This is a genomic window from Streptomyces monashensis (assembly GCF_001866665.1).
Lineage (GTDB): Bacteria > Actinomycetota > Actinomycetes > Streptomycetales > Streptomycetaceae > Streptomyces > Streptomyces monashensis.
In genome coordinates this window covers 126,082-150,209 of record NZ_MLYO01000016.1, presented here as the reverse complement: position 1 = coordinate 150,209, position 24,128 = coordinate 126,082, and the positions used below count along the sequence as shown (strand labels likewise).

Annotated in this window: 24 protein-coding genes; 18 read left to right on the top strand and 6 right to left on the bottom strand. The window is 74.6% G+C overall.

Going from position 1 to position 24,128, the window contains the following annotated elements; all coding sequences use genetic code 11:
- Positions 1-7: 7 nt before the first annotated feature.
- The 6 genes from BIV23_RS09315 to BIV23_RS09290 all read left to right on the top strand — a co-directional run bounded on the left by BIV23_RS09315 (position 8) and on the right by BIV23_RS09290 (position 5,185).
- Positions 8-331: a hypothetical protein gene (locus BIV23_RS09315; protein WP_071380299.1), complete on the top strand. Its 324-nt coding sequence runs from the start codon at positions 8-10 to the stop codon at positions 329-331.
- Positions 332-436: 105 nt separating this feature from the next.
- The gene (locus BIV23_RS09310) at positions 437-1,018 is read left to right on the top strand and encodes a carbonic anhydrase (RefSeq protein ID WP_071380298.1); all 582 of its coding nucleotides are present in this window, start codon (positions 437-439) and stop codon (positions 1,016-1,018) included.
- Between the two features lie 8 nt (positions 1,019-1,026).
- Positions 1,027-2,556, top strand: a complete 1,530-nt coding sequence (locus BIV23_RS09305) for a SulP family inorganic anion transporter (RefSeq protein ID WP_071380297.1) — start codon at positions 1,027-1,029, stop codon at positions 2,554-2,556.
- 180 nt (positions 2,557-2,736) lie between these two features.
- Positions 2,737-3,675: a slipin family protein gene (locus BIV23_RS09300; RefSeq protein WP_079173044.1), complete on the top strand. Its 939-nt coding sequence runs from the start codon at positions 2,737-2,739 to the stop codon at positions 3,673-3,675.
- A gap of 10 nt (positions 3,676-3,685) precedes the next feature.
- Positions 3,686-4,249 (top strand): YbhB/YbcL family Raf kinase inhibitor-like protein, encoded by a 564-nt coding sequence (locus BIV23_RS09295; protein ID WP_079173050.1) that lies wholly within the window; start codon positions 3,686-3,688, stop codon positions 4,247-4,249.
- A 78-nt stretch (positions 4,250-4,327) separates the two neighbouring features.
- The gene (locus tag BIV23_RS09290) at positions 4,328-5,185 is read left to right on the top strand and encodes a polysaccharide deacetylase family protein (RefSeq protein WP_071380392.1); all 858 of its coding nucleotides are present in this window, start codon (positions 4,328-4,330) and stop codon (positions 5,183-5,185) included.
- On the opposite strand, the gene BIV23_RS09285 is transcribed toward BIV23_RS09290, so the two are convergent.
- Both BIV23_RS09285 and BIV23_RS09280 read right to left on the bottom strand, forming a co-directional pair.
- Positions 5,177-5,848, bottom strand: a complete 672-nt coding sequence (locus tag BIV23_RS09285) for an ABC transporter (protein ID WP_071380296.1) — start codon at positions 5,846-5,848, stop codon at positions 5,177-5,179. The two genes, BIV23_RS09290 and BIV23_RS09285, sit on opposite strands and share 9 nt — an antisense overlap.
- Positions 5,845-6,747 (bottom strand): ABC transporter ATP-binding protein, encoded by a 903-nt coding sequence (locus BIV23_RS09280; protein ID WP_071380295.1) that lies wholly within the window; start codon positions 6,745-6,747, stop codon positions 5,845-5,847. The genes BIV23_RS09285 and BIV23_RS09280 overlap by 4 nt, the downstream gene beginning before the upstream one ends.
- Positions 6,748-6,842: 95 nt before the next feature.
- On the opposite strand from BIV23_RS09280, the gene BIV23_RS09275 reads away from it, so the two are divergent.
- The 6 genes from BIV23_RS09275 to BIV23_RS09250 all read left to right on the top strand — a co-directional run bounded on the left by BIV23_RS09275 (position 6,843) and on the right by BIV23_RS09250 (position 13,537).
- Positions 6,843-7,568, top strand: coding sequence for an aminoacyl-tRNA hydrolase (locus BIV23_RS09275; protein WP_071380294.1), 726 nt, complete (start codon positions 6,843-6,845; stop codon positions 7,566-7,568).
- Positions 7,565-8,203, top strand: coding sequence for a TetR/AcrR family transcriptional regulator (locus tag BIV23_RS09270; protein WP_071380293.1), 639 nt, complete (start codon positions 7,565-7,567; stop codon positions 8,201-8,203). Before BIV23_RS09275 ends, BIV23_RS09270 begins: the two co-directional genes overlap by 4 nt.
- Positions 8,204-8,446: 243 nt before the next feature.
- A complete protein-coding gene (locus BIV23_RS09265; RefSeq protein WP_425443470.1) occupies positions 8,447-9,874 on the top strand; it encodes an MbnB/TglH/ChrH family RiPP precursor modification enzyme in 1,428 nt (475 codons plus the stop codon).
- Between the two features lie 225 nt (positions 9,875-10,099).
- Complete coding sequence (locus BIV23_RS09260; protein WP_071380291.1) at positions 10,100-10,858, top strand: DUF4142 domain-containing protein; 759 nt, start codon at positions 10,100-10,102, stop codon at positions 10,856-10,858.
- A 108-nt stretch (positions 10,859-10,966) separates the two neighbouring features.
- Positions 10,967-11,752: a TIGR04222 domain-containing membrane protein gene (locus BIV23_RS09255; protein ID WP_071380290.1), complete on the top strand. Its 786-nt coding sequence runs from the start codon at positions 10,967-10,969 to the stop codon at positions 11,750-11,752.
- A gap of 150 nt (positions 11,753-11,902) precedes the next feature.
- Positions 11,903-13,537, top strand: a complete 1,635-nt coding sequence (locus BIV23_RS09250) for an alpha/beta hydrolase (RefSeq protein ID WP_071380289.1) — start codon at positions 11,903-11,905, stop codon at positions 13,535-13,537.
- Positions 13,538-13,549: 12 nt separating this feature from the next.
- On the opposite strand, the gene hemQ is transcribed toward BIV23_RS09250, so the two are convergent.
- Together hemQ and hemG are read right to left on the bottom strand one after the other, a co-directional pair.
- Positions 13,550-14,281 (bottom strand): hydrogen peroxide-dependent heme synthase, encoded by a 732-nt coding sequence (hemQ, locus tag BIV23_RS09245; protein ID WP_071380288.1) that lies wholly within the window; start codon positions 14,279-14,281, stop codon positions 13,550-13,552.
- A gap of 5 nt (positions 14,282-14,286) precedes the next feature.
- Entirely contained in the window at positions 14,287-15,741 is a 1,455-nt protein-coding gene (hemG, locus tag BIV23_RS09240; protein ID WP_071380287.1) for a protoporphyrinogen oxidase, read from the bottom strand.
- Positions 15,742-15,932: 191 nt separating this feature from the next.
- Between hemG and BIV23_RS09235 the strand changes: the two genes are divergently transcribed.
- Positions 15,933-16,934: a DUF4349 domain-containing protein gene (locus BIV23_RS09235; protein ID WP_071380286.1), complete on the top strand. Its 1,002-nt coding sequence runs from the start codon at positions 15,933-15,935 to the stop codon at positions 16,932-16,934.
- Between the two features lie 33 nt (positions 16,935-16,967).
- Positions 16,968-18,383 carry an FAD-dependent oxidoreductase gene (locus BIV23_RS09230; protein WP_071380391.1) on the top strand — a complete coding sequence of 472 codons (1,416 nt, stop codon included), beginning with the start codon at positions 16,968-16,970 and terminating at the stop codon, positions 18,381-18,383.
- Here the strand turns inward: BIV23_RS09230 and BIV23_RS09225 are convergent.
- Complete coding sequence (locus tag BIV23_RS09225; protein WP_071380390.1) at positions 18,380-18,640, bottom strand: hypothetical protein; 261 nt, start codon at positions 18,638-18,640, stop codon at positions 18,380-18,382. The two genes, BIV23_RS09230 and BIV23_RS09225, sit on opposite strands and share 4 nt — an antisense overlap.
- Before the next feature lie 118 nt (positions 18,641-18,758).
- On the opposite strand from BIV23_RS09225, the gene BIV23_RS09220 reads away from it, so the two are divergent.
- Positions 18,759-19,583, top strand: coding sequence for a rhomboid family intramembrane serine protease (locus BIV23_RS09220; protein WP_071380285.1), 825 nt, complete (start codon positions 18,759-18,761; stop codon positions 19,581-19,583).
- A gap of 1 nt (position 19,584) precedes the next feature.
- Here BIV23_RS09220 and hemE read toward each other — a convergent pair whose 3' ends face one another.
- Positions 19,585-20,652, bottom strand: a complete 1,068-nt coding sequence (gene hemE, locus BIV23_RS09215) for a uroporphyrinogen decarboxylase (RefSeq protein WP_071380284.1) — start codon at positions 20,650-20,652, stop codon at positions 19,585-19,587.
- 98 nt (positions 20,653-20,750) lie between these two features.
- Here hemE and BIV23_RS09210 point away from each other — a divergent pair, with 98 nt between their 5' ends.
- The 3 genes from BIV23_RS09210 to BIV23_RS09200 all read left to right on the top strand — a co-directional run bounded on the left by BIV23_RS09210 (position 20,751) and on the right by BIV23_RS09200 (position 23,790).
- Positions 20,751-21,428: a DUF3000 domain-containing protein gene (locus BIV23_RS09210; protein WP_079173043.1), complete on the top strand. Its 678-nt coding sequence runs from the start codon at positions 20,751-20,753 to the stop codon at positions 21,426-21,428.
- Between the two features lie 281 nt (positions 21,429-21,709).
- Positions 21,710-22,366 (top strand): response regulator transcription factor, encoded by a 657-nt coding sequence (locus BIV23_RS09205; protein ID WP_069778144.1) that lies wholly within the window; start codon positions 21,710-21,712, stop codon positions 22,364-22,366.
- 134 nt (positions 22,367-22,500) lie between these two features.
- Positions 22,501-23,790, top strand: a complete 1,290-nt coding sequence (locus BIV23_RS09200) for a ribonuclease D (RefSeq protein ID WP_079173042.1) — start codon at positions 22,501-22,503, stop codon at positions 23,788-23,790.
- The last annotated feature ends 338 nt before the right edge of the window (positions 23,791-24,128 follow it).

The window sequence follows — 24,128 nt, the reverse complement described above, 5'->3', positions numbered from 1 at the left end:
GGGGCGCATGTTCCGAGGTACGACAGCCCGGATCCGGTTCGCCCTCCTCGCCGCCGCGCTGCTCGCGTTCCAGCTCTTCGCTCTCGCGGGATCCTTCGCATCCGCGCACACGCTCAGTCAAACGCAGGCCAACGCCAAGCCCGGAACCACCTCCCCCGCCACGGCGGCACACGAGGGTGCGGGCTCCGCCGCGTGCGCGCGGGAGCACCCGCTCATAACCGGCCGGGCCGCCGGCGCCGACGCCCCGGGCATCCCCGGAACCGTCGGGCCGCGCGCCCCGAAGGCCTCAAGACCCCACACCCCGGCGGCACTTCAGGTCTTCCCCAGCTGACAGCCGGTCGGCACCGGCCCGGCCCCACCGGGCTCTTCCGCTCCCCCCACCAGCACCGTTCAACACCGACGCGCCCGTGCAGGCGCGCCAGGAGGAACCACACACATGCAGCCCCTCATCGACAACGCCCGTAGCTTCGGACAGCGCCCTGAGGAGTTCGCCAGACTCGCCGAAGGCCAGTCCCCGCAGGTGCTCTTCATCACCTGCTCCGACTCCCGGGTCGTCCCGGCCCTGATCACGGGCGCCCGCCCCGGCCAGCTCTTCGAGCTGCGCACCGCGGGCAACATCGTCCCGCCCCACACCTCACAGCACCCGACCAGCGAGGCCGCCACCATCGAGTACGCCGTGGAGGTGCTCGGCGTCCGCGACATCGTCGTCTGCGGCCACTCGCACTGCGGGGCCGTCGGCGCGCTGGTGCGCGGCGACGACCTCACCGCCGTACCGGCCGTGCGCGACTGGCTGGCGCACGCCGCCACCCCGCGCCCGGCCGGCCAGGCCGAGGACCCGGAGGTCGCCAAGGGGGTGCAGGCCCACGCCCTGACCCAGCTGCTGCGGCTGCGCTCGTACCCCTGCGTCGCGCGGAAGCTGGCACAGGGGCAACTCGGCCTGCACGCCTGGTACTACGAGGTGCACACGGGCTCCGTCCGGGCGCACCACCCGCAGACCGACACCTTCGAGTCCCTGTGAGCGCGCCGATGACCGACGACAAGCCGACGACCGGCAAGAACCCCCTCGTATCCGGGACACCCCGGAAATCCCGAATACCCCGACTCCCTCATGCGCGGCAGGACTTCGCCGCGTCCCTCGTCGTCTTCCTGGTCGCGCTGCCGCTGTGCGTCGGCGTGGCCGTCGCCTCCGGTGTCCCGGCCGAACTCGGCCTGGTCACCGGCATCGTGGGCGGTCTCGTCACCGGGCTGATGCGCGGCAGCAGCCTCCAGGTGTCGGGGCCGGCCGCCGGTCTGACCGTGCTCGTCCTCGAGGCGGTCAAGGCGTACGGCCTGCCGGTGCTCGGCGTGATCGTGCTCACCGCCGGAGCGATCCAGATCGCCATGGGCCTGCTGAGGCTGGGCCGTTACTTCCGTGCCATCTCGGTCTCCGTCGTCGAGGGCATGCTGGCCGGAATCGGGCTGGTCCTGGTCGCCGGGCAGTTGTATCCGGCGCTGGCGGCCAAGGCCCCGGACTCCGGTCCGGGCAAGATCGCCGGGCTGCCCGGGGCGTTCCGGGCCGCCTTCGGCGACGGTACGGCCCTGGCCTCGCTCGCCGTCGCGGCGGGTACGGTCACGGTCCTGCTGCTGTGGAAGCACGCCCCGGCGAAGGTGCGCACGGTTCCCGCGCCACTGGCCGCGGTCGGTCTCGCCATGCTGGCCGCGTTCGCGCTGGACCTGCCGGTGGCCACCGTCGAGGTGCGGGGGCTGCTGGACGCCGTCCAGCCGCCGCCGCTGAGCGCCTTCGGCGAGCTGGCGAGCGTCGCAGTGCTCGGCACGGTCGTCGCCTTCACGCTGATCGCGTCCGCCGAGTCGCTGTTCAGCGCGGCGGCCGTGGACCGGCTGCACTCCGGGCCGCGCACCGCGTACGACAAGGAACTGGTCGCCCAGGGCACCGGCAACGCGATCTGCGGGCTGCTCGGCGCGCTGCCGATGACCGCGGTGATCGTGCGCAGCGCGGCCAACGTCCAGGCGGGCGCCCGCACCAAGGCCTCCCGGGTGCTGCACGGCGTGTGGCTGCTGCTGTTCGCCGCGCTGCTGCCCGGGGTGCTGGCGTACATCCCGATCCCGGCGCTCGCCGCCGTCCTGATCCACTCGGGCGCCAAGCTGGTGCCGGTCCGGGCCCTCGCGGGGCTGTGGCGCGAGCACCGGGGCGAGGCCCTGGTCCTGGGCGTGACGGCGGTCTCGATCGTGGCGGTCAGCATGTTCGAGGGCGTGCTGATCGGCCTGGCGCTCGCGGTGGTCAAGACGGCCTGGGAGGCCTCGCACGTGAAGCTGGAGGTGGTCGACAAGGGCGCGGGCCCGGTCGACGCCCATCTGTCGGGCAACGCGACCTTCCTGCGGCTGCCGAGGATCCTCGACAGCCTGGAGTCCCTCCCCCGGGACCGCCCGGTCCGCCTGGACCTGACCGGCCTGCACCACCTCGACCACGCCTGTCGTACGGCCCTGGAGAACTGGGCCGAGCGCCACAGCGCGGCCGGGACGGAACCGGTGCGGGTCACGGCGGCTCAGGCCCTCTGACCGGTCACCGCCCGGGCCGTACGAGGGTCCCTGACCCCGGGCCGGGATGCCGACGCCCCTCGGCATCCCGGCCCGGTCCTCGCGGAGTACGCCGGTCCGCCGGGCCCCCTTGCAGAGCGGCCCAACGGGCCTATGGTGACAGCAGCGGACAAAAGCAGACCTCTCCGTGAGGAGGTCACCATGCTCCAGGAGCTGCTGGGCGCCATCGCGGCGGCGGGTTCCGCCGGAGTGATCTACCTGGCCATGGCGGCCCGGGTGGTCAAGCAGTACGAACGCGGTGTGCTGTTCCGGCTCGGGCGCGTCAGCGGTGACGCACGGGCGCCGGGGTTCACGCTGGTCATCCCCTTCGTGGACCGGCTGCAGAAGGTCAACATGCAGATCGTGACGATGCCGATCCCGGCCCAGGAGGGCATCACCCGCGACAACGTCACCGTCCGGGTGGACGCGGTCGTCTACTTCCGGGTGGTCGACGCGGAGAGCGCCCTGGTGAAGGTCGAGGACTACAAGTTCGCGGTGTCGCAGATGGCCCAGACGTCGCTCAGGTCGATCATCGGCAAGAGCGACCTGGACGACCTGCTGTCCAATCGCGAGAAGCTCAACCAGGGGCTGGAGCTGATGATCGACAGCCCCGCCGTCGGCTGGGGCATCCAGGTCGACCGGGTCGAGATCAAGGACGTCTCCCTGCCCGACACGATGAAGCGGTCCATGGCCCGCCAGGCCGAGGCGGACCGGGAGCGCCGGGCCCGGATCATCAACGCCGACGCCGAACTCCAGGCGTCCAAGAAGCTCGCCGAGGCCGCCCAGCAGATGGCCGACACACCGGCCGCGCTCCAACTGCGGCTGCTCCAGACGGTGATGGCGGTGTCAGCCGAGAAGAACTCCACGCTGGTGCTGCCCATCCCGGTGGAGCTGCTGCACTTCCTGGAGCGGGGCAACAACCCGCAGCAGACACCGAACGGTGACACCCCGCAGCGGACACAGGAAGGCGACCGAGCACTGCGGGCACCGGACGACGCCGGCCCACAGCGGGCCCCGGACGGCGGCGAGGGGCGGCGCGTGCCGGACGACGACACGGCGTCCCGCGCGCCGGACGGTGACGGAGGGACGCCGTCCGGCTAGCGTGCCGGGCATGCGTAAGAGCGTGGCGGCCCTGGTGGCCGTGCTGGGCTGCGTCGCCGGGTGCGGGGGCGCGGGCCGCACGGGCGACCGGGGCGCCGACTCCCCCTCCCCGACGACCGCCGCCGCCCGCATCACGGTCACGAGCACCGCGTACGCCGAGGGCGGCACGATCCCGCGCCGCTTCACCTGCGACGGAGCGGACGTCTCACCGCCGCTCGCCGTCACCGGCGTACCCGCCCGCACGGCGTCCCTGGCCCTGCTCCTGCAGGACCTGGACGCCCCGCACGGCGCGTTCACGCACTGGCTGGCGTGGAACATCGGGCGCGGCACCGCGCGTCTCGCCGCGGGAGAACGCCCGCCGGGCGCGACAGAGGGCCGCAACGGCTTCGGGAGGACCGGCTACGGCGGCCCCTGCCCGCCCCGCGGCGACCGCCCGCACCGCTACGTCCTCACGGTCTACGCCACCGACCGCCGCCCGGCGCTCTCCCCGGACGCCACCCCGGCCGACCTCCGCAAGGCCCTGACCGGCCACACCCTCGCCGAGGGAACCCTCACGGGCCGCTACGGCCGCTGAGCCCGCCGGCCGGGTGACCGGGGCGCCGCGCCGTCCGGCATGTCGGTGTACAAGCGGACATCCCCGTACCTTCGCATGATGATCGCACGAGCAGGCCGTATCACCGCCGTCTGTGTCCTGGGCGCGGCGCTCGCCGCCTGTGGCGGCGCGGACGGAGGCCGTCAGGGGCCGGGCAGGTCCGCGGTACCCGTCTCGATCGTCCCTCCCGTCGTACGGCCGCCCGTGCTCGCGCCGGGGCCCGGCGGGCTGACCCCGGTCTTCGCGCACGGCCCGCGCACGCGCGGCAAGGCGGTCGCGCTGACCTTCGACGCCGACATGACCGCCGACGAGGGGCCCCGCGCGGCCGCCGGCGAGCACTTCGACAACCCCGGGCTCATCAGCGCCCTGCGCGCGCTGAAGGTGCCGGCGACCGTCTTCCTGACCGGCCGGTGGGCCGACGAGTACCCGGCACAGGCCCGCGATCTCGGCCGCGACCCGCGCTTCGAGGTCGCCAACCACTCCTACAGCCACTACGCGTTCACCGCCGACTGCCACGGCCTGCCGACCCTGCCGGCCGACAGGATGCGCGCGGACGTGCGGCGCGCGGACGCCGCCCTGAAGAAGGCGGGCGTGCCGCACCCGATGCCGTACTTCCGCTTCCCCGGCGGCTGTCACGACGAGCGCTCGCTGCGGGCGCTGAGCGGGCTCGGGATGACGGCGGTGCAGTGGGACGTGGTGAGCGGCGACGCGTTCGCCACGGACGCCGGCGCCGTCGCCCGAAAGGTGCTGGACGGGGTGCGGCCCGGCTCCGTGGTCGTCCTGCACTGCACCCGCGGCGCCGCCCCGGCCACCGAGCGGGCCGTCCGCACGGTCGTACCCGAACTGCGCAGGCGCGGCTACCGGTTCGTGAAGGTCTCCGAGCTGATCGGGCAGACCGACGGGCATCGGTCAGGGTGAGCGGCGGGAGCTGAGCCGGGCCGCCGTGGCGAAGGCGGCGGCGGCGAGCACGAGCGCCGCGGCCAGTGGCAGCAGCGGCACCGTGATCCGGCCGGTTCGCGAGCCGGTGACCAGACCGCTCACCGCGGCCTGCGCCGGGGAGCCGGTGAGCACCACGGACAGCAGCGCGCCCAGCAGCATCGCGGGCACCGCGCGGCCGGTGGACCGCAGCACCGGCCGGTTGGTGAGCGCGCCGACGGCCGCGCCGATCAGGGCGCAGGCGAGCGTGGCCGGCAGTCCGGCCGCGCCCGCCTTCAGCAGGGGTACGCGGATCTGGTGGCCGTTGTCCGCCGGGGCGCTGATCAGCGTCACCACCGAGGTCGCCACCACCCCGAGCGCCGCCGCCGCGAGCAGGGCGGTCAGCAGGGCGGCGAGGTGGGCGCGGGCGGGGCCGCGCGCGGCGGCGGCACAGGCGCGGGCCGCGTCCGGCTCGCCGGTGACACAGATCCGCACCAGCCAGGCCGCCACGGGCAGCAGACCGCCGGCCGTGAAGCCGAGCGAGTCGAGGACGGGCTGGCCGCTCTGTACGCCGATCCCCAGGTACGCGGCGTAGAGGATCACCGGCGGCAGCCAGCGCTGGGAGCGCACCAGCAGGTCCAGCTGGTAGCGCAGGAGTGCGGTCATGGGCGGCTTCCTGGCTCGGGGGGTGGCGCGAGGTCGTCGGGGGCCGGTGTGCGGTCCGGGGGCGGGGTGACGCGCACGACGTGCCAGGGCGGGCGGGCCGTGAGCAGGGCGCGCAGCAGGATGTCCGAGTGGGAGGCGGGGACGGTGAGACGGTAGCCGCCGGGCGCCGTCTCCAGGGCGGTGGCGCCGGTCCGTGCCGCGTCGGGCGGCAGCGCCCCGCCGGCCGGCCCCCGCGCGACGATCAGGGTGAGCGGCCCGGCCGGTGAACTCCCGCCGTCCGTACGGGGCTTGAGCCCGCCGTCGAGCACGGTGTACGTCGCGTCCGGCGTTCCGGCCAGCCGGGCCGGGTCGTGGTCGACGAACACCACGGCGCCCCCGGCGGCGGTCCGCTCGGCCACCGCCCGCTCCAGCTCGGCCCGCGCCGCCGCGTCCAGCCCGGTCCAGGCCTCGTCCAGCACCAGCAGCTCCGGCTCGCCGAGCAGGGACTGGGCGACGGCGACCTTCTGGCTGCTGCCCTTGGACAGCCGGGCCATCGGGGTGTCGGCGTAGCCGCCGGCGCCGAACCGCTCCAGCCAGGTGCCCGCGGTGCGCCGTGCCGTCGCGCGGCTCAGGCCGTGCACCGTGCCGAGGTGGGTGAGATAGCCGAGCGGGGTGAACGGGAGCGCCGCGGGGAAGCGTTCGGGGACGTACGCCGTGCGCGGGCGGCCGGTGACGCGGCCCTCGGTCGGCGCGTCCAGGCGGGCGAGGAGACGCAGGAGGGTGGACTTCCCGGTGCCGTTCGCTCCTTCTATGCGGATGAGGGTGCCGGGCGCGACGGCGAGGTCGACGCCTCGTAGCACCCAGGGGCCGCGGATGCCGTAGCGGCGGCCTACGGCGGACAGTCGTAAGGCACAGTGCATACGGTCATTGTGGTCGCTCGCGCCGCGGGGACCGCTGCGACGTCCGGTCCGTGGGCCGGTCACGCCGTGCCGCACGCCCTTTAAGGTGGCCTGTTGTGAGCCCTGAATCCACGACCCCGACTCCGACGCCCCCGGCCGGCACGCGTGACGAAGCACCCCAGTTCGTACTCCCCCTCGTCGTACGGCTGGAGCGCGCCGCGCCGCCCGCCCGTACCGACGCGCTGGAGACGGCGGCCCGGGCCGTGCTCGTGCTGCTCGGGGACGAGCGGGCGCACGGGGACGGCGCGTGGGCCGGGGCGGTACGCGCCTGGGAGGACGCGCGGATCCGCAAGGTGGTCCGGCGCGCCCGCGGGTCCGAGTGGCGCCGGACCGAGGCGCTGCCCGGGATCACGGTGACCGGCACGTCGGCCGAGGTGCGGGTGTTCCCGCCGGTCCCGCTCGACGGCTGGCCCAGGGACCTGGCCAGACTCCAGGTGTCCGGCACCGAGCTGGACGACCCGGAGCCGCCCGTGGCGCCCGATCCGGCCCGGCCCGTGCTGTGGCTGAACCCGGAGCTGGAGATGTCGGCCGGCAAGGCCATGGCCCAGGCGGGGCACGGTGCGCAGCTGGCCTGGTGGGCGCTGCCGGAGACGGAGCGCGCGGCCTGGCGGGACGCCGGCTTCGCGCTCGCCGTCCGCACCGCCGCCCCCGCCGGCTGGGGGCGGCTGGCCGGCAGCGGGCTGCCGGTGGTGCGTGACGCCGGCTTCACCGAGATCGCGCCGGGCTCGTGCACGGTCGTCGCCGATCACCCGGCACTGCGCGCGAGCGGGCCGGCGCGATGACGCGGGTCGACGGCCGGGTCGAACGGGGCAACCGCACCCGGCAGTTGGTGCTGGGCCGCACGGTGGAGATCGCCTCGGTGGAGGGCCTGGAGGCGCTCACCGTCGGACGGCTCGCCACGGAGCTGGAGCTGAGCAAGAGCGGGGTGTTCGCGCTGTTCGGCTCCAAGCAGGAGCTTCAGCTGGCCACCGTGCGGGAGGCCGCGCGGATCTTCACCGAGCGGGTGATCCGGCCCGCGGCACAGACCCCGGCCGGGGTCGGGCGGGTATGGCGGCTGTGCGAGCTGTGGCTGGAGTACTCACGCGGCCGGGTGTTCCCCGGCGGCTGCTTCTTCTACGGCGTCATGGCCGAGTACGACGCCCGGACCGGGCCGCTGCACGACGCCGCGGTCCACGCCCAGCGCGACTGGTCGGCGTACGTGGAGCGGACGATCGACGAGGCTCGCACGGCGGGTGAGCTGCGCACGGACACGGACGTCCCGCAACTCGCCTTCGAGGTCGTGGCGTTGCTGGAGACGGCGAACGCCCTGTCGGTGCTGCACGACGACGACAGCGCGTACCGCAGGGCGCGGGTGGCCATCGCGGCGCGGCTGCGGGGTGCGGCCGTGGACGGCACCCCGTTCCCTGAAGTCCCCTGATCCGGAACCCGGTCGGAGCCTGGACCGGGTCTCCCGAAACGTGCGCCGGCTCGACGCCCGCATGACCGCACAGCACGTCCGCCCTCGGCACCACGCTGGACCTGCCCGAGCACGTCCTCGTCGGCGCGCTCACCGTGGCCCGTGCGGGGCTGAACCTCAAATGTTGCTCTGAACGCGACGGGAACGGGATTCGGCACCGCCTGCCGGGGCGATACCTCCGTCATTCGCACGAGGGGAGGGGTCATGCGGGGAGGGACCACGCGGGGCGGGGCCGTGCGGGCAGAGGCCGTGGGGCGGCTGGGCGCGGGGATCGGCTGGCGGCCGGAGATCGCGGACGCCGTGGAGCGGATGCCGGGGATCGACTGGGTGGAGGTCGTGGCGGAGAACGTCTGCCCGGGGCACCTGCCCCAGTCGCTGCTGCGGCTGCGCGAGCGCGGCGTGACCGTGATCCCGCACGGGGTCTCCCTGGGGCTCGGCGATGCCGACCGCCCCGACGCGGGGCGGCTGACGGCACTGGCGGAGCGGGCGGAGGCCCTCGGTGCCCCGCTGGTCACCGAGCACATCGCGTTCGTGCGCGCCGGCGGGCCGCTCACCGCCTCCCCCCTGCTGGAGGCCGGTCACCTGCTGCCGGTGCCGCGCACCCGGGACGCCCTGGACGTGCTGTGCGAGAACGTCCGTATCGCGCAGGACGCCCTGCCGGTGCCGCTGGCGCTGGAGAACATCGCCGCGCTGTTCTCCTGGCCGGGCGAGGAGCTGACCGAGGCGCAGTTCCTGTCCGAGCTGGTCGAGCGCACCGGCGTACGGCTGCTGATCGACGTGGCCAACCTGCACACCAACCACGTCAACCGGGGCGAGGACCCGGCCCGCGCGCTGGCCGGGCTGCCGCTGGAGGCGCTCGCCTACGTCCATGTCGCGGGCGGCTTCGAGCGCGACGGGGTCTGGCACGACAGCCACGCACACCCCGTACCGCGCCCGGTCCTGGACATCCTGACCGACCTCGCCGCCCGGACCGCACCGCCCGGCGTGCTGCTGGAGCGCGACGAGAACTTCCCCGAACCGGCCAAACTGGAAAGGGAGTTGACCCTGATCCGGGACGCGGTGACGGCCGGACGGGAACGAGCCGGCACCGGTGGCGGCACGGGGGCCGCCACCGGTGCCCTCCCCTCGGGCGCGGGTGACGGCGGCGGTATCGGCGCCGCCGCCGATGCCGCCCGGGTCGGCGGTGGCGGTGTCGCCGTGCTCGCGCGGCCCGTGCCGGCGGCGCGCGAGCGGGTCGGCGTCGCCCAGGCCGCCGTGCTGTCCTCGCTGGTGGCCGGGACGCCGGTGCCGGAGGGGTTCGACCGCGCCCGGATGCGGGTCCAGGCCCGGGCGCTCGCGGCGAAGCGGGCCGACGTGGTGGCGAAGGTGGCTCCGGAGCTGCCGGTGATCCTCGGCGCGGGGTACCGGGAGCTGTTCCTGGAGTACGCGCGCGAGCAGCCGATGAGCGGGGGGTACCGCCGCGACGCCCTCACCTTCGCCGGCCACCTGCTGCGCGCCGGCCGCCCCCGGGAGGCGGGCGCACGCCGGGAGCTGCGGGAGTGGTGGCTGGACCGGTCGGGACCGGCGCCGAGGCGGTCCGGCGGGCGGGTGGCCCGTACGGCGCGCAGGGTGCTGCTGCGACAGCGGGGCTGAGCGGGGAGTGGCCTCGCTCACCGGCACCGACCCGGTGCAGGCGCCCCCGAAGGGGCGCGGGGAACGGCGCGACCAGCCACAACGCACTGGCAGTCGCCGACGCACCGCACGGAGACGGTGATCATGCGCGTTACCCCGCCCAAGCCCCGCGGGGAACCGGCGGCAGTAATATGCCAAGCCGTACCACACCCCAGCACACGCGTGCGGTGCGCTACAGGAGGCGCCATGCGACCCCGACCCCCGATCAAGGGCCGAGGCATGTTCAGCGGCACCGGGCTGGTCATCGCGGCACTCGCGGCGACCGCCGCGGCACTGCTCTACCCGATCTGGTCCTACGCCGACCGGCAGGACACGGCCGACGCGGGCACGCTGAGCACGCAGACCGTCACCACCCCCTACGGCCCGCTGTCGGCCCAGGACAAGGACTTCATCACCAAGGTCCGGCTCGCGGGGCTCTGGGAGCTGCCCGCCGGCGAGCTGGCGGAGCAGAAGGGCACCACGACGGCCGTCCGCACCGCGGGCCAGCATCTGGTCGACGGGCACACCTCGCTGGACGCGCACGTCCGCACGGTCGCCACCCAGCTCGGCCTCCCCCTGCCGAACGAGGCGAACACCCAGCAGAAGCAGTGGCTCGCCACCCTGGGCGGCGCGCAGGGCGAGGACTTCGACCGCGCGTTCGCCGCCCTCCTGCGCCTCGCGCACGGCCGGGTGTACGCCCTGGCCGCCCAGGTCCGGGCCGACACCCAGAACTCCCTGGTCCGCGATCTCGCCGACGACGCCAACGCGACCGTCCTCGACCACATCAAGGTCCTGGAGGCGACGGGGTACGTCGACTTCGCCACGCTCGCCAAGGAGCTGGCGGCCTCCCCCACCCCGGTGCCGAACCCGCCGGCGGTCGCCCCGAGCGCCGCCGTCCCGCTGACGCCGTCACCGGCCCCGTCGTACTCCCTGCCGCCCGCCACCGCCGAGCCGAGCAGTTCCTGACGGCGCCGACCGCACGAAACGAAGCGGAACGTCACGTACCGGCCACACTGCGTCCGGATGGTGAAAAGGGCATGGCGCTCACCCCGGCCGTCGGCATAGAAACTTGTCATGTTCTGGGTTCTTCTCCTGCTCCTGGCCTGGGCCTTCGCCGGTACGGCGTGCACCCGGCTGTGTCTGGCGGCCGTACGCGCGGCGGCACGGGACGCGGCCGCCGCCGCGGTGGACCAGGAGCGCGCGCACGCGCTGACGCTGTACGAGGCGGCCTTCCTCTCCGGCGGTCCCGCCCGGGTCGCCGACGTGACGATGGTCTCGATGGCCCGGCAGCGGCGCCTGCTGCTCGCGCACACCGGCTGGGCCACGGTGGTGGACCCGCGGGGGCACGACGAGATCGAGCAGTCCGTCATCGGGGCCATCGGGCCGGAGGGCCAGTCCCGGATCCAGCCCGTACGGGCCCGCGCGGCCGGTGCCGAGGCCGTACGACGGCTCGCCGACCGGCTGGAGCGCGCCGGGCTCGCCGTCCCCGACGGTGCCGCCACGACCGTCGCGGCGGCCGTGCGCCAGGTGCGGGCGGGCGCGCTGGCCGTGGCGGTGCTCGGCGCGAGCGCACTGCTGCTGCCCCTCCCCACCGGCACCCCGCGACTGCTGGTCGGCCTGTGGTTCGCCCTGCCGCTCATACTCTCGCTGAGCTGCCTCGTCATCACCCGGTTCGAGGTGCAGCCCTACTCCCGCTGGGCCTCGCCGGCCGGGCTGCGGCTGCTGGGCACGCTGACCCGCGGGGCGGCCGGGGACGAGCGGTCGTTCCTCACCTCCGTCGCGGTGCGCGGCATCCGGGCGATCGGCGAACCCGAGCTGCGCGCGGCCTTCACCCATCGCGACCAGCCCTGGCGGGAGTGAGGGCGGCCGCAGGGGGCGCATCGGGGGCATTGGTGCCGACACCGGCCGGGTGGTGCTTGCCTTCCCCCACGGGCGAACGAAACATCCCTTGTGATGTCGCCGGGGCGTGGCAGTCGTGCCATCGCCGTCGCCGCACCGAAGGGATACGCGATGAGAGCTGCCGCCCTGTACTCGGCCGCCGGGACCTTGCTCCTGACCACCCTGGCCGCCGCCCCGGCGGGACACACTCTCGACGCGGGGCGCGCCGTGCCCGGTGTGCCCGGCGCGGCCGAGGCGCGCGGCACCGCCGTGGCCGTGGCCCGCGCCCGCGCGCGGGGCATCGACTTCGGCGCGTGCTCGCGCGCGGACATCCCCGCGGCGCCGGGCACCGTGCGGTGCGGCACGGTGAGCGTCCCGCTGGACTACGCCCATCCCGACGGGGCGCAGATCAAGCTGACCGTCAGCCGGGCCGAGGCGACCCGGAAGGACCCGCGCGACAGCAAGCGGCGGGTGCCCCGACAGGGCGCCCTCGTCTACAACCCGGGCGGTCCGGGCGCCTCCAGCATGATCTTCCCGCTGATCGGCAACGTCCCCCAGTGGAAGCAGGTCGCCGCCGCGTACGACCTCGTCGGCTACGCCCCGCGCGGTGTGGGCCGCTCGGCACCGCTGTCCTGCGAGGACCCCCGACGCCTGGCCACGACGCCCAGCGCGGCGCCGGTGCACCCGTCGGAGGCGTACAAGCGGGAGCGGATCGCCCGGGCGAAGGCGTACGCGCGCGGCTGCGCCCGGCGGTCCGGGAGCGGGCTGCGCCACTACACCTCGCTGAACAACGCCCGTGACCTGGACGTTCTGCGGGCGGCGCTGGGCGAGGACCGGCTGACGTTCGTGGGAGCGTCGTACGGCACGTACTTCGGGGCGCTGTACGCCACGATGTTCCCCTCGCACGTACGGCGCATGGTGCTGGACGCGCCGGTGAACCCGGATCCGCAGAACATCTGGTACCGCTCCAACCTGGACCAGTCGGCCGCGTTCGAGCAGCGCTGGACGGACTTCAAGGACTGGGTCGCCCGCCACGACGACGCCTACGGGCTCGGGAACACGGCCGGGAAGGTGCAGCGCGGCTACGACACCGCGCGCGAGCGCCTGGCCCGGAAGGCGGCGGACGGGAAGGTCGGCCCCGGCCAGCTCCAGGCCACGTTCCTGAGCGCCGGGTACTACGACGACGACTGGCCGAGCCGGGCGGCCGCGCTCTCGGCCTATCTGAAGGGCGACCCGAAGCCGCTGGTCCGGCTGGCCACGGCGGGGGCGCAGGACCCGGCCGCGCGGGCGGCGGCGGAGAACTCCGACGCGGTGTACACGGCGGTGGAGTGCAACGACGCCCCCTGGCCCACCGACTGGCGGACATGGGACCGGGACAACACCCGGCTCGCCCGCGTGGCGCCGTTCGAGACCTGGGACAACGCGTGGCTGAACCTGCCGTGCGCCTACTGGCCGGCGCCGCGGCAGAAGCCGCTGGACGTGCGGACCGGGCCCGGTGAGCTGCCGCCGGTGCTGATCCTGGCGGCCGAGCGGGACGCGGCGGCGCCGTACACGGGGGCGCTGGAGATGAACCGGCGGCTGGCCGGCTCGGTCCTGGTGACCGAGCGGGACGCGGGCACGCACGGCATCGCGGGCGGCGCCAACGCGTGCGTCAACGGCCGCTTCTGGGCGTACCTGCTGGACGGCCGGGTTCCCGGGCGGCACGCCTCGTGCGCACCGCACCAGGAGCCCCGGCCGGCCACTCCGGCCGGCAAGGGCACCAGGTAGGTCCCGGCGGGGTCAGGCCAGGCCCGCGACCAGGTCCGCGACGTCCTTGCGGCGGCCCGTGTAGAACGGGATCTCCTCGCGGACGTGCCGGCGGGCCTCGGAGCCGCGCAGGTGGCGCATGAGGTCGACGATGCGGTACAGCTCGTCGGCCTCGAAGGCCAGGACCCACTCGTAGTCGCCGAGGGAGAACGAGGCGACCGTGTTGGCGCGCACGTCGGGGTAGCCGCGGGCCATCTTGCCGTGGTCGGCGAGCATGCGGCGACGGTCCTCGTCGGGCAGCAGGTACCAGTCGTAGGAGCGCACGAAGGGGTAGACGCTCACGTAGTTGCGCGGCGTCTCGTCGGCGAGGAACGCCGGGATGTGCGAGCGGTTGAACTCGGCCGGGCGGTGCAGCGCCATGTTGGACCACACGGGCTCCAGGGCGCGGCCGAGCTTCGTGCGCCGGAAGAGGTTGTACGCCTCCTGGAGCTGGTCACTGGTCTCGGCGTGCCACCAGATCATCAGGTCGGCGTCGGCGCGCAGACCGGAGACGTCGTAGGTGCCGCGGACCGTGACGTCCTTGGCGGCGAGCTGGTCGAACAGCTCCTGGACCTCGTCGGCGTAACCCGTGCGGTCCTCGGGCAGCACGTCCTTCAGCTTGAAGACCGACCACAGGGTGTAACGGATGACCTCGTTGAGGTCCTTGGCCAGCTTGCCCTTGTTGGGGATCCTGCCGGGCTCGGTGGTGGGGGCGTCGTCGCTCATGGTTCCTATTCTCCCGCTCCGCCGTGGAGGCTTTGCACCGGGTTGGCCGTCAGCTCCCGGATTCCGGTCGGATCGCCGCCGAGCTGGTCGACGGCCGCGTGGGCGCTCGCGATGCAGGCCGGGATGCCGACGCCGTCGTACTGCGCGCCGCACACCGCGAGGCCCGGCAGCTTCGCGACGTGCTCGCGGATGCGGGCCACGCGCGCGTGGTGCCCGACCGGGTACTGCGGCAGTCCGTCCGTCCAGCGGGTGACCCGGGTCCGGAGGGGCTCGGCGTCCAGGCCGGTGGCCTCGCGCAGGTCGTGCCGGGAGACCTCGACCAGGGCGGCGTCGTCGCGCCGGAGGATCTCCGTCTCGCCGTGCCGGCCCACGGACGTGCGCAGCACGACCACGTCCGGGTCCTCCCGCGCGATCCAGCCCCACTTGCGGGAGGCGAACGTGGACGCCTTGATGGTGCGGCCGTCGACCGGCGGGACCAGGAAGCCGCTGCCCTCGGGGAGTCTCAGTCCGGCGCGCCGGTAGGCGAGGGTGACCAGGGCCATCGACGCGTACTCGATCGCGCGCAGTTCGGCGGCGGCCGCCGGGGACTCGGCGCCCAGCAGGTGGGCGGCCGCCGGGGCCGGGACGGCGAGGACGACCGCGTCGGCGCGCAGCACCCGCTCCCCGGCGACCACCCGCCAGCCGCCGTCGCCCTCCCGGCGCAGCTCGCGCACGGGCGTCCCGGTGCGGATCTCGCCGCCCCGCGCGCGGACGGCGTCGGCGACCGCGAGCGGCAGTGTGCCCACGCCGCCCTCGATGCCCATGAAGACCGGGCCGGTCTGCCGGCTGCCGACCGCCCTGGCCTGGATCTCGCGCACTGCCTCGGTGAGCGAGGTGTGGCTGCGGGCCGCCTGGAAGAGCTGGGGCACGGCCGAACGCATCGAGATGCGGTACGCGTCGCCCGCGTAGACCCCGCCGAGCAGGGGCTCGACGAGGCGGTCGACGACCTCGCGGCCGAGCCGGGCGGCCACGTACTCCCCCACGGCCACGTCGTCGCCGACCTCGGTGCGCGGCAGGTCGGCGTCGCGCTCGACGCGGGCGAGGCCCTCGTCGGACAGGACGCCGGTGAGCGCGGCGGCGGTGCCGGGCACGCCCATCACATGGCCCTTGGGCATGGGGCGCAGGGCGCCCCGGGTCCAGAGCGAGGCGGTCGCGGTGGCGGGCGGCTGAAGGCGCTCGTCGAGCCCGACCTCGCGCGCGAGGGCTACCGCCTCGGGGCGGCGGGCGAGCATCGACTCGGCGCCCAGGTCGACCCGCACGCCCGCGATCTCGCCGGGCAGCAGCTTGCCGCCGACCCGGTCCGCGGCCTCCAGCACGGTCACGCGGGCGCCGCGCCCCAGCAGCCGGTGGGCGGCGGCCAGCCCGGCGATCCCGGCTCCGATGACGACGACATGCCCCGTACGCGTACCCGTTGCGCTCATGCCCTCCACTCTCTCAGACCCCTCCGACACTCCCGCCGGGGCCCGGAGGTCCCCTCCGCCGCACCCCGGTGATCGCGGCGCGTCCGGACCGTGACCGCATCGGAACCCGCGCCGTCAAACGTCCCCGCCCGCCCGGCCGTCGTAGGGCCGTCACAGCAATCGCAGACCGCCGTCCCTTGGGGGTACCACCCATGCGCACGCCACGTTCCCCACGCCGCCCCGTCCGGCCGCTCGCCGGGCTGCTGCTCGCCGCCTGCCTCGCCCTCGCGGGCTGCGGTGCCGCCGCCGACCAGGGCGGCGGCGCGGCGAAGTCCGCCGCGGGCGACGTGGCCCGGCGGCCGGTCACGGGCGTCAACGGCGCGCCCGGCCAGGGCACTTCGGGCGCGACGGGGTCCGCCCACCGGACGCCGGGCCTCGCCGCCGAAGCCGTCGTCCGCACCGCCTCCCTGACCGTCGAGGTCAAGGACGCCGCCAAGGCCCTGGCCACGGCCCGGTCGACCGCCGAGGGCGCGGGCGGCTACGTCGGCGAGGAGAACACGGACCGGGACGCCGACGGCCACGAGCGGAGCCGGGTCGTCCTGCGCGTGCCGAGCGCGCGGTACGACGACGTCCTCGCCGCTCTCCAGGGCACCGGCCGGCTGGTCGAGCGCACCGCGAAGGCGGCCGACGTCACCGACCAGGTCGTGGACGTGGACAGCCGGGTGAGGTCGCAGCGGGCCAGCGTGGACCGGATCCGCGCGCTGATGGGCCGGGCGGACAGGCTGAGCGATGTCGTGTCCCTGGAGGGCGAGTTGAGCAGCCGCGAGGCCGACCTGGAGGCCCTGCTGGCGCAGCAGGCGTCCCTGAAGGACCGCACGAGCCTCGCGACCATCACCCTGTCGCTGTCCGAGAAGCCCGCGCGCACGGCCGCCGCGGACCGCTCTTCGGGCGTCGTGGACGCCGTGTCGGGCGGCTGGCACGTGTTCGTCACGCTGCTGCGCTGGGTCGCCCTCGCGCTCGGCGCCGCCCTGCCGTTCGCGGCCTGCGCGGCCCTGCTGGCGCTGGTGTGGCTGCGGGTCGTACGGCCCCGGCTGCCGCGCCGCGCGAAGCCCGCGCCCGGTCCCGTGCCGACGGCGCTGGGCCCGCTGCCGTCCGCCCGCCCGGTTTCGGATCCGGACCGCGGCCCGGACGCGCGCGGGACCGGCCGGGACTGACCTGCCCCGGCCCCGTAGCGTGTTCCCATGACCATGACCAAGAGCGGTGGGCGGGGCGGCACGGAACGGCTGGTCGTGATCGGCGGTGACGCCGCGGGCATGTCCGCGGCGTCCCAGGCACGCCGGCTGAAGGGGCCCGGCGAGCTGGAGATCGTGGCCTTCGAACGGGGCCGCTTCACCTCCTTCTCGGCGTGCGGCATCCCCTACTGGGTGGGCGGTGACGTCCCCGAGCGGGACGATCTGATCGCCCGCACTCCCGAGGAGCACCGCGCGCGGGACATCGACCTGCGGCTGCGCACGGAGGTCACCGAGATCGACGTGGCCGGGCGGCGGGTACGCGCGCGTGACGTCGATTCCGGCGCCGAGTCCTGGACGGCGTACGACAAGCTCGTCATCGCCACGGGCGCCCGCCCGGTCCGCCCGGACCTGCCCGGCGCGGACGCCCCCGGGGTGCACGGCGTGCAGACCCTCGACGACGGTCAGGCCCTGCTGGAGACGCTGGCACGCGCGCGTGGCCGCAGGGCCGTGGTCGTGGGCGCGGGCTACATCGGCGTGGAGATGGCCGAGGCGCTGATCAACCGCGGTTTCGAGGTGACCGTCGTCAACCGCGGAAAGGAGCCCATGTCGACGCTCGACGCGGACATGGGCCGCCTGGTGCACCGGGCCATGGAGGGCCTCGGCATCACCATGGTGAACGACGCCGAGGTCACCGGGATCCGCACCGGGGACGACGGCCACGCGCGCGCGGTCGCCACGGCGCACGCCCAGTACCCGGCGGACGTGGTGGTCCTGGGCATCGGCGTCCGCCCGCAGACCGCGCTCGCCCGCGCCGCCGGTCTCCCCCTCGGCGGGCACGGGGGCCTGCTCACCGACCTCGGAATGCGGGTGCGCGGCCACGAGGACATCTGGGCGGGCGGCGACTGTGTGGAGGTGCTGAACCTGGTCTCCGGCCAGGAGCAGTACGTCCCGCTCGGCACCCACGCCAACAAGCACGGCCAGGTCATCGGCACGAACGCCGGCGGCGGCTACGCCACGTTCCCGGGTGTGGTCGGCACGGCGGTCAGCAAGGTCTGCGACCTGGAGATCGCCCGCACCGGCCTGCGCGAGAAGGACGCCGACCGGGCGGGCCTGCGCTACGAGACCGTCACCGTCGAGTCCACCAGTCGCGCCGGCTACTACCCCGGCGCCTCCCCCATGACGGTCAAGATGCTCGCCGAACGCCGCACGGGCCGGCTGCTGGGCGTCCAGATCGTCGGCAGGGAGGGCGCGGCCAAGCGGGTCGACATCGCGGCGGTCGCGCTGACCGCGCGGATGACGGTGGAGCAGATGACGGCCCTGGACCTGGGCTACGCCCCGCCCTTCTCACCGGTGTGGGACCCGGTCCTGGTGGCGGCGAGGAAGGCGACGGCGAAGGTGCGGGCCGCCGCCGCGGCGGGCGCGGCCTCCTAGGCCGTCCCGCTGATCCTCGGCAGCGAGGCCACGGACGCGCTGGAGGAGACGGCGGCCGGCTGCTCGCCCGCGGGCCGCGCGTGGGTGGCGGCGGGCCGGGTGGAGCGCAGGCGGTGGCCGACCGCCTCGTCCAGCGTCACCGGCCGCCCGGTCTGCGCGGCCAGCCGCCCGGCCTCCTGACCGAGGCGCGCCACGTCCTCCCAGGGCAGCCGCACCACGAGGGAGATCTCCGCCTCACCGTCGGGCAGAGCATGCATCGCCGATACCTGCGGAGCGTTGTTCATCGCCTGTCCTCACGTCGGTTGAGAACAGATACGCACGGCCCGCCGCGGCCGTTCACCGATTCACCCGCCGCGTCCCGGGCAGTAGTCCTGTGTGGTCATCCCCGTCCATGACGTGAACCCGGTGCGCCGCACGCCCTGGGTGACGTACGCGCTCATCGCGGCCAACGTCGTCGTGTTCCTCCGCACGCCCGGCGTGGCGGGCTCCGTGGCCGGCGGCAGCGATCTCGCGCGGCTGTGCCATCTGCAGGCGTTCATCGACCACTACGCGGCGGTGCCGAGAGAGCTGATCCACCACCAGCTGCCGCGGCTGGTGCCGACGGGGCGGACGGGCGTGGGCCCGCAGGGGCCGGGCTGTGTCGTGGGAGCGCCGTCGTACGACAAGTCCCCGCCCCTGTCGGTCCTCACGGCGATGTTCCTGCACGGCGGCTGGCTGCACCTGCTGGGGAACATGCTCTTCCTGCTGATCTTCGGCAACAACGTCGAGGACCGGATGGGACACGTCCGCTTCCTCGTCTTCTACGTCGTCTGCGGCTACGCGGCGGGATACGGCTTCGCGCTGCTCAACGCCTCCTCGGGCGAGCCGCTGATCGGCGCGTCCGGGGCGATCGCCGGGGTGCTCGGCGCGTACATCGTGCTGTGGCCGACGGCGCGGGTCTGGGTGCTCGTGCCGTTCCTGGTCTTCCTGCCGCTGCGGCTGCCGGCCTGGCTGGTGCTGGGCTTCTGGTTCGTGCTCCAGGCCGTGTACTCCTCGGGGCACGGCGTCTCCGGCGCCGGCACGGTGGCGTACGCGGCGCACGTGGTCGGCTTCGTGGCGGGCATGCTGCTGGCCTGGCCGCTCAAGCCCGGCACCCCGCCCCCGCCGGAGCCGCGCGGCCTGCTGTTCGGCAGACGGGCGCGGCCCCGCTCCGCGTGGTGAGTCAGCGCGCGGTGCGCGTGTGGACGTACTCCACGAGCCGGGTCAGCGCGTCCGGGTCGGTGTTCGGCAGGACGCCGTGGCCGAGGTTGAAGACGTGCCCCTCCAGGCCGGCGGCCGCGTCCAGCACCTCCTGGGCCTTGGCCTCGACCGTGTTCTTGTCGGTGAACAGGACCGTCGAGTCGAGGTTGCCCTGGAGCGCCCTGCCGGGGCCGACACGGCGGGCGGCCTCGTCCAGCGGGACGCGCCAGTCGACGCCGACGACGTCCGCGCCGGCCTCGCCCATGAGCTTCAGCAGCTCACCGGTGCCGACACCGAAGTGGATGCGCGGGACGCCGTACCCGGCGACGGCGTCGAAGACCTTCGCCGAGGCGGGCATGACCGAGCTGCGGTAGTCGGCGGGGGCGAGCGCGCCGGCCCAGGAGTCGAAGAGCTGGACCGCGCTCGCGCCGGCCTCGATCTGGACCTTGAGGAACGCGGCCGTGATGTCCGCGAGCCGGTCGAGCAGGTCGGCCCACAGCTCGGGGTCGCCGTACATCATCGCCTTGGCGTTCTCGTACGTGCGCGACGGGCCGCCCTCGACCAGGTAGCTCGCGAGGGTGAAAGGCGCGCCCGCGAAACCGATCAGCGGGGTGGCGCCCAGCTCACGGGTGAGCAGCCCGATGGCCTCGGTGACGTAGGAGACGTCCTCGGGGGTGAGGTCGCGCAGCCGGGCGAGGTCGGCGCGGGTGCGGATCGGCTGCTCGACGACCGGGCCGACGCCGGGCTTGATGTCGAGGTCGAGGCCGATGGCCTTGAGCGGGACGACGATGTCGCTGTAGTAGATCGCCGCGTCCACGCCATGGCGCCGCACCGGCTGCAGCGTGATCTCGGTGACCAGCTCGGGCCGCGTGCAGGACTCGAGCATCGGAACGCCCTCGCGGACCGTGCGGTACTCGGGCAGCGAGCGGCCGGCCTGACGCATGAACCACACCGGGGTGTGCGGCACGGGTTCGCGCCTGCACGCCTTGAGGAAGGCGCTGTCGTACGTCGCTGTCGGCTGCGGGCCCGAGGGCGTTGCGTTGGCACTCACGACGGCAAGTCTCGCACGGCCGTGAGGAGAGAAGTGCCGCAGCCCTCAGGGGGTGTCTTGCCCTGCACACAGCCGCGCTTCCCCTTACTCTTCCCCGCATGGCTGGGGCTCAGGGACGAATGTCGGACAGCGCTGACGGAATGGACGACGTGTTGGACACCGAGGAGGCGGACCGGCACTCCGGTACCGCGGGTCCGCCGGCTTTCCGGGCCGCGGTCGACGCCCTGCGCAGCAGCCGGCTGCGGCCACAGGTGGAGGTGGAGCCCACTCCCCCGCCGCAGCGGCTCGCCCCGCACGCGTACGCGCTGGAGGCCGTGGTGGTCGACGGGGAGCAGGAGCTGGCCGACGGGCGGCTGGTGCTGCTGCACGACCCGGCCGGGCACGACGCCTGGCGCGGGACGTTCCGGCTGGTGACGTTGGTGCGCGCGGAGCTGGAGCCGGAGATGGCGGCCGATCCGCTGCTGCCGGAGGTGTGCTGGTCGTGGCTGACCGGGGCGCTGCAGGCGCGCGGGCTGGGCTACGGCGAGCCGAGCGGGACGATCACGCGCGCGAGTTCGCACTACTTCGGCGGGCTGGCCGAGCGGCCGGCCGCCTCGCAGATCGAGATCCGGGCCTCCTGGACGCCCCGGGAGGGCCTCGGCGGAGTCCCGGACACGGCGTCCCATCTGGCCTCCTGGTGCGATCTGCTGGCGCAGGTCGCGGGGCTGCCGCCGGCCGGTCCGGGGGACGCCTCGGTGGTCACGCTGCCGCAGCGCAGGGGCCCGCAGTCACGGTGAGATGATCGCAAGGTTCCCGTGGGTCCCCCGCTTGGACGCCTCATTGACCATCTCTTTGTCGATACGGCCACTTTCGAACCCGGATCGCATCCGCTCGAACCGACTTGATCTTCGGATGATCGATCGCGTGTCCGAATTGCACAGATTGTTACTCACTAGATCGTGATCATTCTCTAAAGGCGGACGAGTTTGCTGCCGAAGACGACTGTGACCTAGAAAGCACGGTTCGTCCCGGCTGAATCCCCACAAGCCGGCCCCGTCCCCCCACCCCAGGAGGCCTGGTGTCCGTTCTCCTCGAGCAGCCCGCAAGCCTGGTCGCCTACCGCCCGAACAAGCCGACCGCCATGGTGGTCGTGGCCGACCCGCGCGTCCGCTCCACCGTCACCCGCCACCTGTGGGCGCTCGGCGTGCGCGATGTCATCGAGGCCTCGTCCATCGCGGAGGCTCGTCCCCGCATCGGCAACCCCCGCGACATCTGCGTCGCCGACGTCCACCTGCCCGACGGCTCCGGCCTGACCCTCCTGTCCGAGACCCGCGCCGCGGGCTGGCCCAACGGGCTGGCGCTGTCCGCGGCCGACGACATCGGCGCGGTCCGCAACGCGCTGGCCGGCGGCGTCAAGGGCTACGTCGTCACCGGCACCCGCACCAACATCGGCCTGCCCGCCCGGCCCGGCGCCGCTCCCCTCGGCGCCGCCCGGATGCACCGCCGCCCCCCGGGTGCCCCGAGTCACCCGGGTGGCTACCGCGAGCTGTCCGGCCGCGAGGTCGAGGTGCTGCGCCTGGTCGCGGAGGGCCAGTCCAACAAGGCCATCGGCGTCTCGATGGGCCTGTCCGCCCTGACCGTCAAGAGCCACCTCGCCCGCATCGCCCGCAAGCTGGGCACGGGCGACCGCGCCGGGATGGTGGCCGTGGCCCTGCGCACCGGGATCATCCACTGAGCCGTTCGGCGCAGCGGCCGATTCACCCGCGCGGGGTCTTCACGCGCCCGGGCTGACCGGTTTACGACCCTCCCGCGCCCGTCGACGGAACGTTCCGTCGACGGGCGCAGTCCATACACGGATACCCTTGACAGGTGACCGACGCCCAAGACACCGCAGCAGACAGCTCCCTGCGCATCACCGGAGGCACTCCTCCGGACGACGCCGGATCTTCTGTGACGGGGGCGCCGACGCCGCTGCTCGAACCCCGCGAGGGCATTCCGCCCGTGATCGCCGACGCGGCCTCCCTGACCGAGGTCATCTCCGCGTTCGCCGCCGGCTCCGGCCCCGTCGCCGTCGACGCCGAGCGCGCCTCCGGATACCGCTACGGCCAGCGCGCCTACCTGGTGCAGCTGCGCCGCGAGGGCGCCGGGACCGCGCTGATCGACCCGGTGGCCTGCCCCGACCTGTCCGGGCTCGGCGCGGCGCTGGCCGGCGCCGAGTGGGACCTGCACGCCGCCACCCAGGACCTGCCCTGTCTGCGCGAGATAGGCATGGTCCCGACCCGGCTGTTCGACACCGAGCTGGCCGGCCGGCTGGCCGGATTCCCCCGGGTCGGCCTCGGCGCCATGGTCGAGGGCGTCCTCGGCTACGTCCTGGAGAAGGGCCACTCCGCCGTCGACTGGTCGACCCGCCCGCTGCCCGAGCCCTGGCTGCGGTACGCCGCCCTCGACGTGGAGCTGCTCGTCGACCTGCGCGACGCCCTGGAGAAGGAGCTGGAGCGCCAGGGCAAGCTGGAGTGGGCCCTCCAGGAGTTCGACGCGATCGCGACGGCACCGCCCGCCGAGCCGCGCAAGGACCCCTGGCGGCGCACGTCCGGGATGCACAAGGTACGGCGGCGCCGGCAGCTCGGGGTGGTACGGGAGCTGTGGGAGACCCGCGACCGGATCGCGCAGCGCCGGGACGTGTCGCCGGGCAAGGTGCTGAGCGACGCGGCCATCGTGGAGGCGGCGCTGTCCCTTCCGGCCAACGTGCACGCGCTCGCGGCGCTGAACGGCTTCGGGCACCGGATGGGGCGGCGGCAGCTGGAGCAGTGGCAGGCGGCCGTCGACCGGGCCAAGGCCCTGCCGGACACCGCGCTGCCCCAGCCGGGCCAGCCCGTGGCCGGGCCGCCGCCGCCGCGCGCCTGGGCCGACAAGGACCCCGCCGCCGCGGCCCGGCTGTCCTCGGCCCGGGCGGGGGTCACCGCCCTCGCCGAACAGCTCGGCCTGCCCCAGGAGAACCTGGTGGCTCCGGACACGGTCCGGCGCATCTGCTGGGAGCCGCCGCAGTCCGCCGACACCGACTCCATGGAGTCCGCGCTGACCGGCTACGGCGCGCGCCCCTGGCAGGTGGCCCTGGTGACGCCGGTGCTGGTGAAGGCACTCTCGTCGAAGGGGTCCTAGCCTTACCGCGGCGTCTCCCGGCGGGCGCCACAGGGACCGCGGAAGCGGAACAGGGACGTCGAGATCACGCCAAGATCCTGGTCGCCGGACCGCGTGGGCGCGGGTCGGCCGGTGCCGGAGTTCGGCCGGCAGCCGCCGGGGCCGCGAAGTCCCCTGTCCGGAACCGGAGTTCGATGCCGAGACGGCCGCCGGGACAGGGACGGTCACGGCGGCCGGGGGCGCGCGCACAGGTCCACCAGGATCGAGCCGCCGATGCGCCGCCCCTTGCACCACGACTCAGGAGCCCGGCCGGCGCCGAGGGGCCTGCGGCGCCTGCGGGCATGTGACGTTCGCCGCTC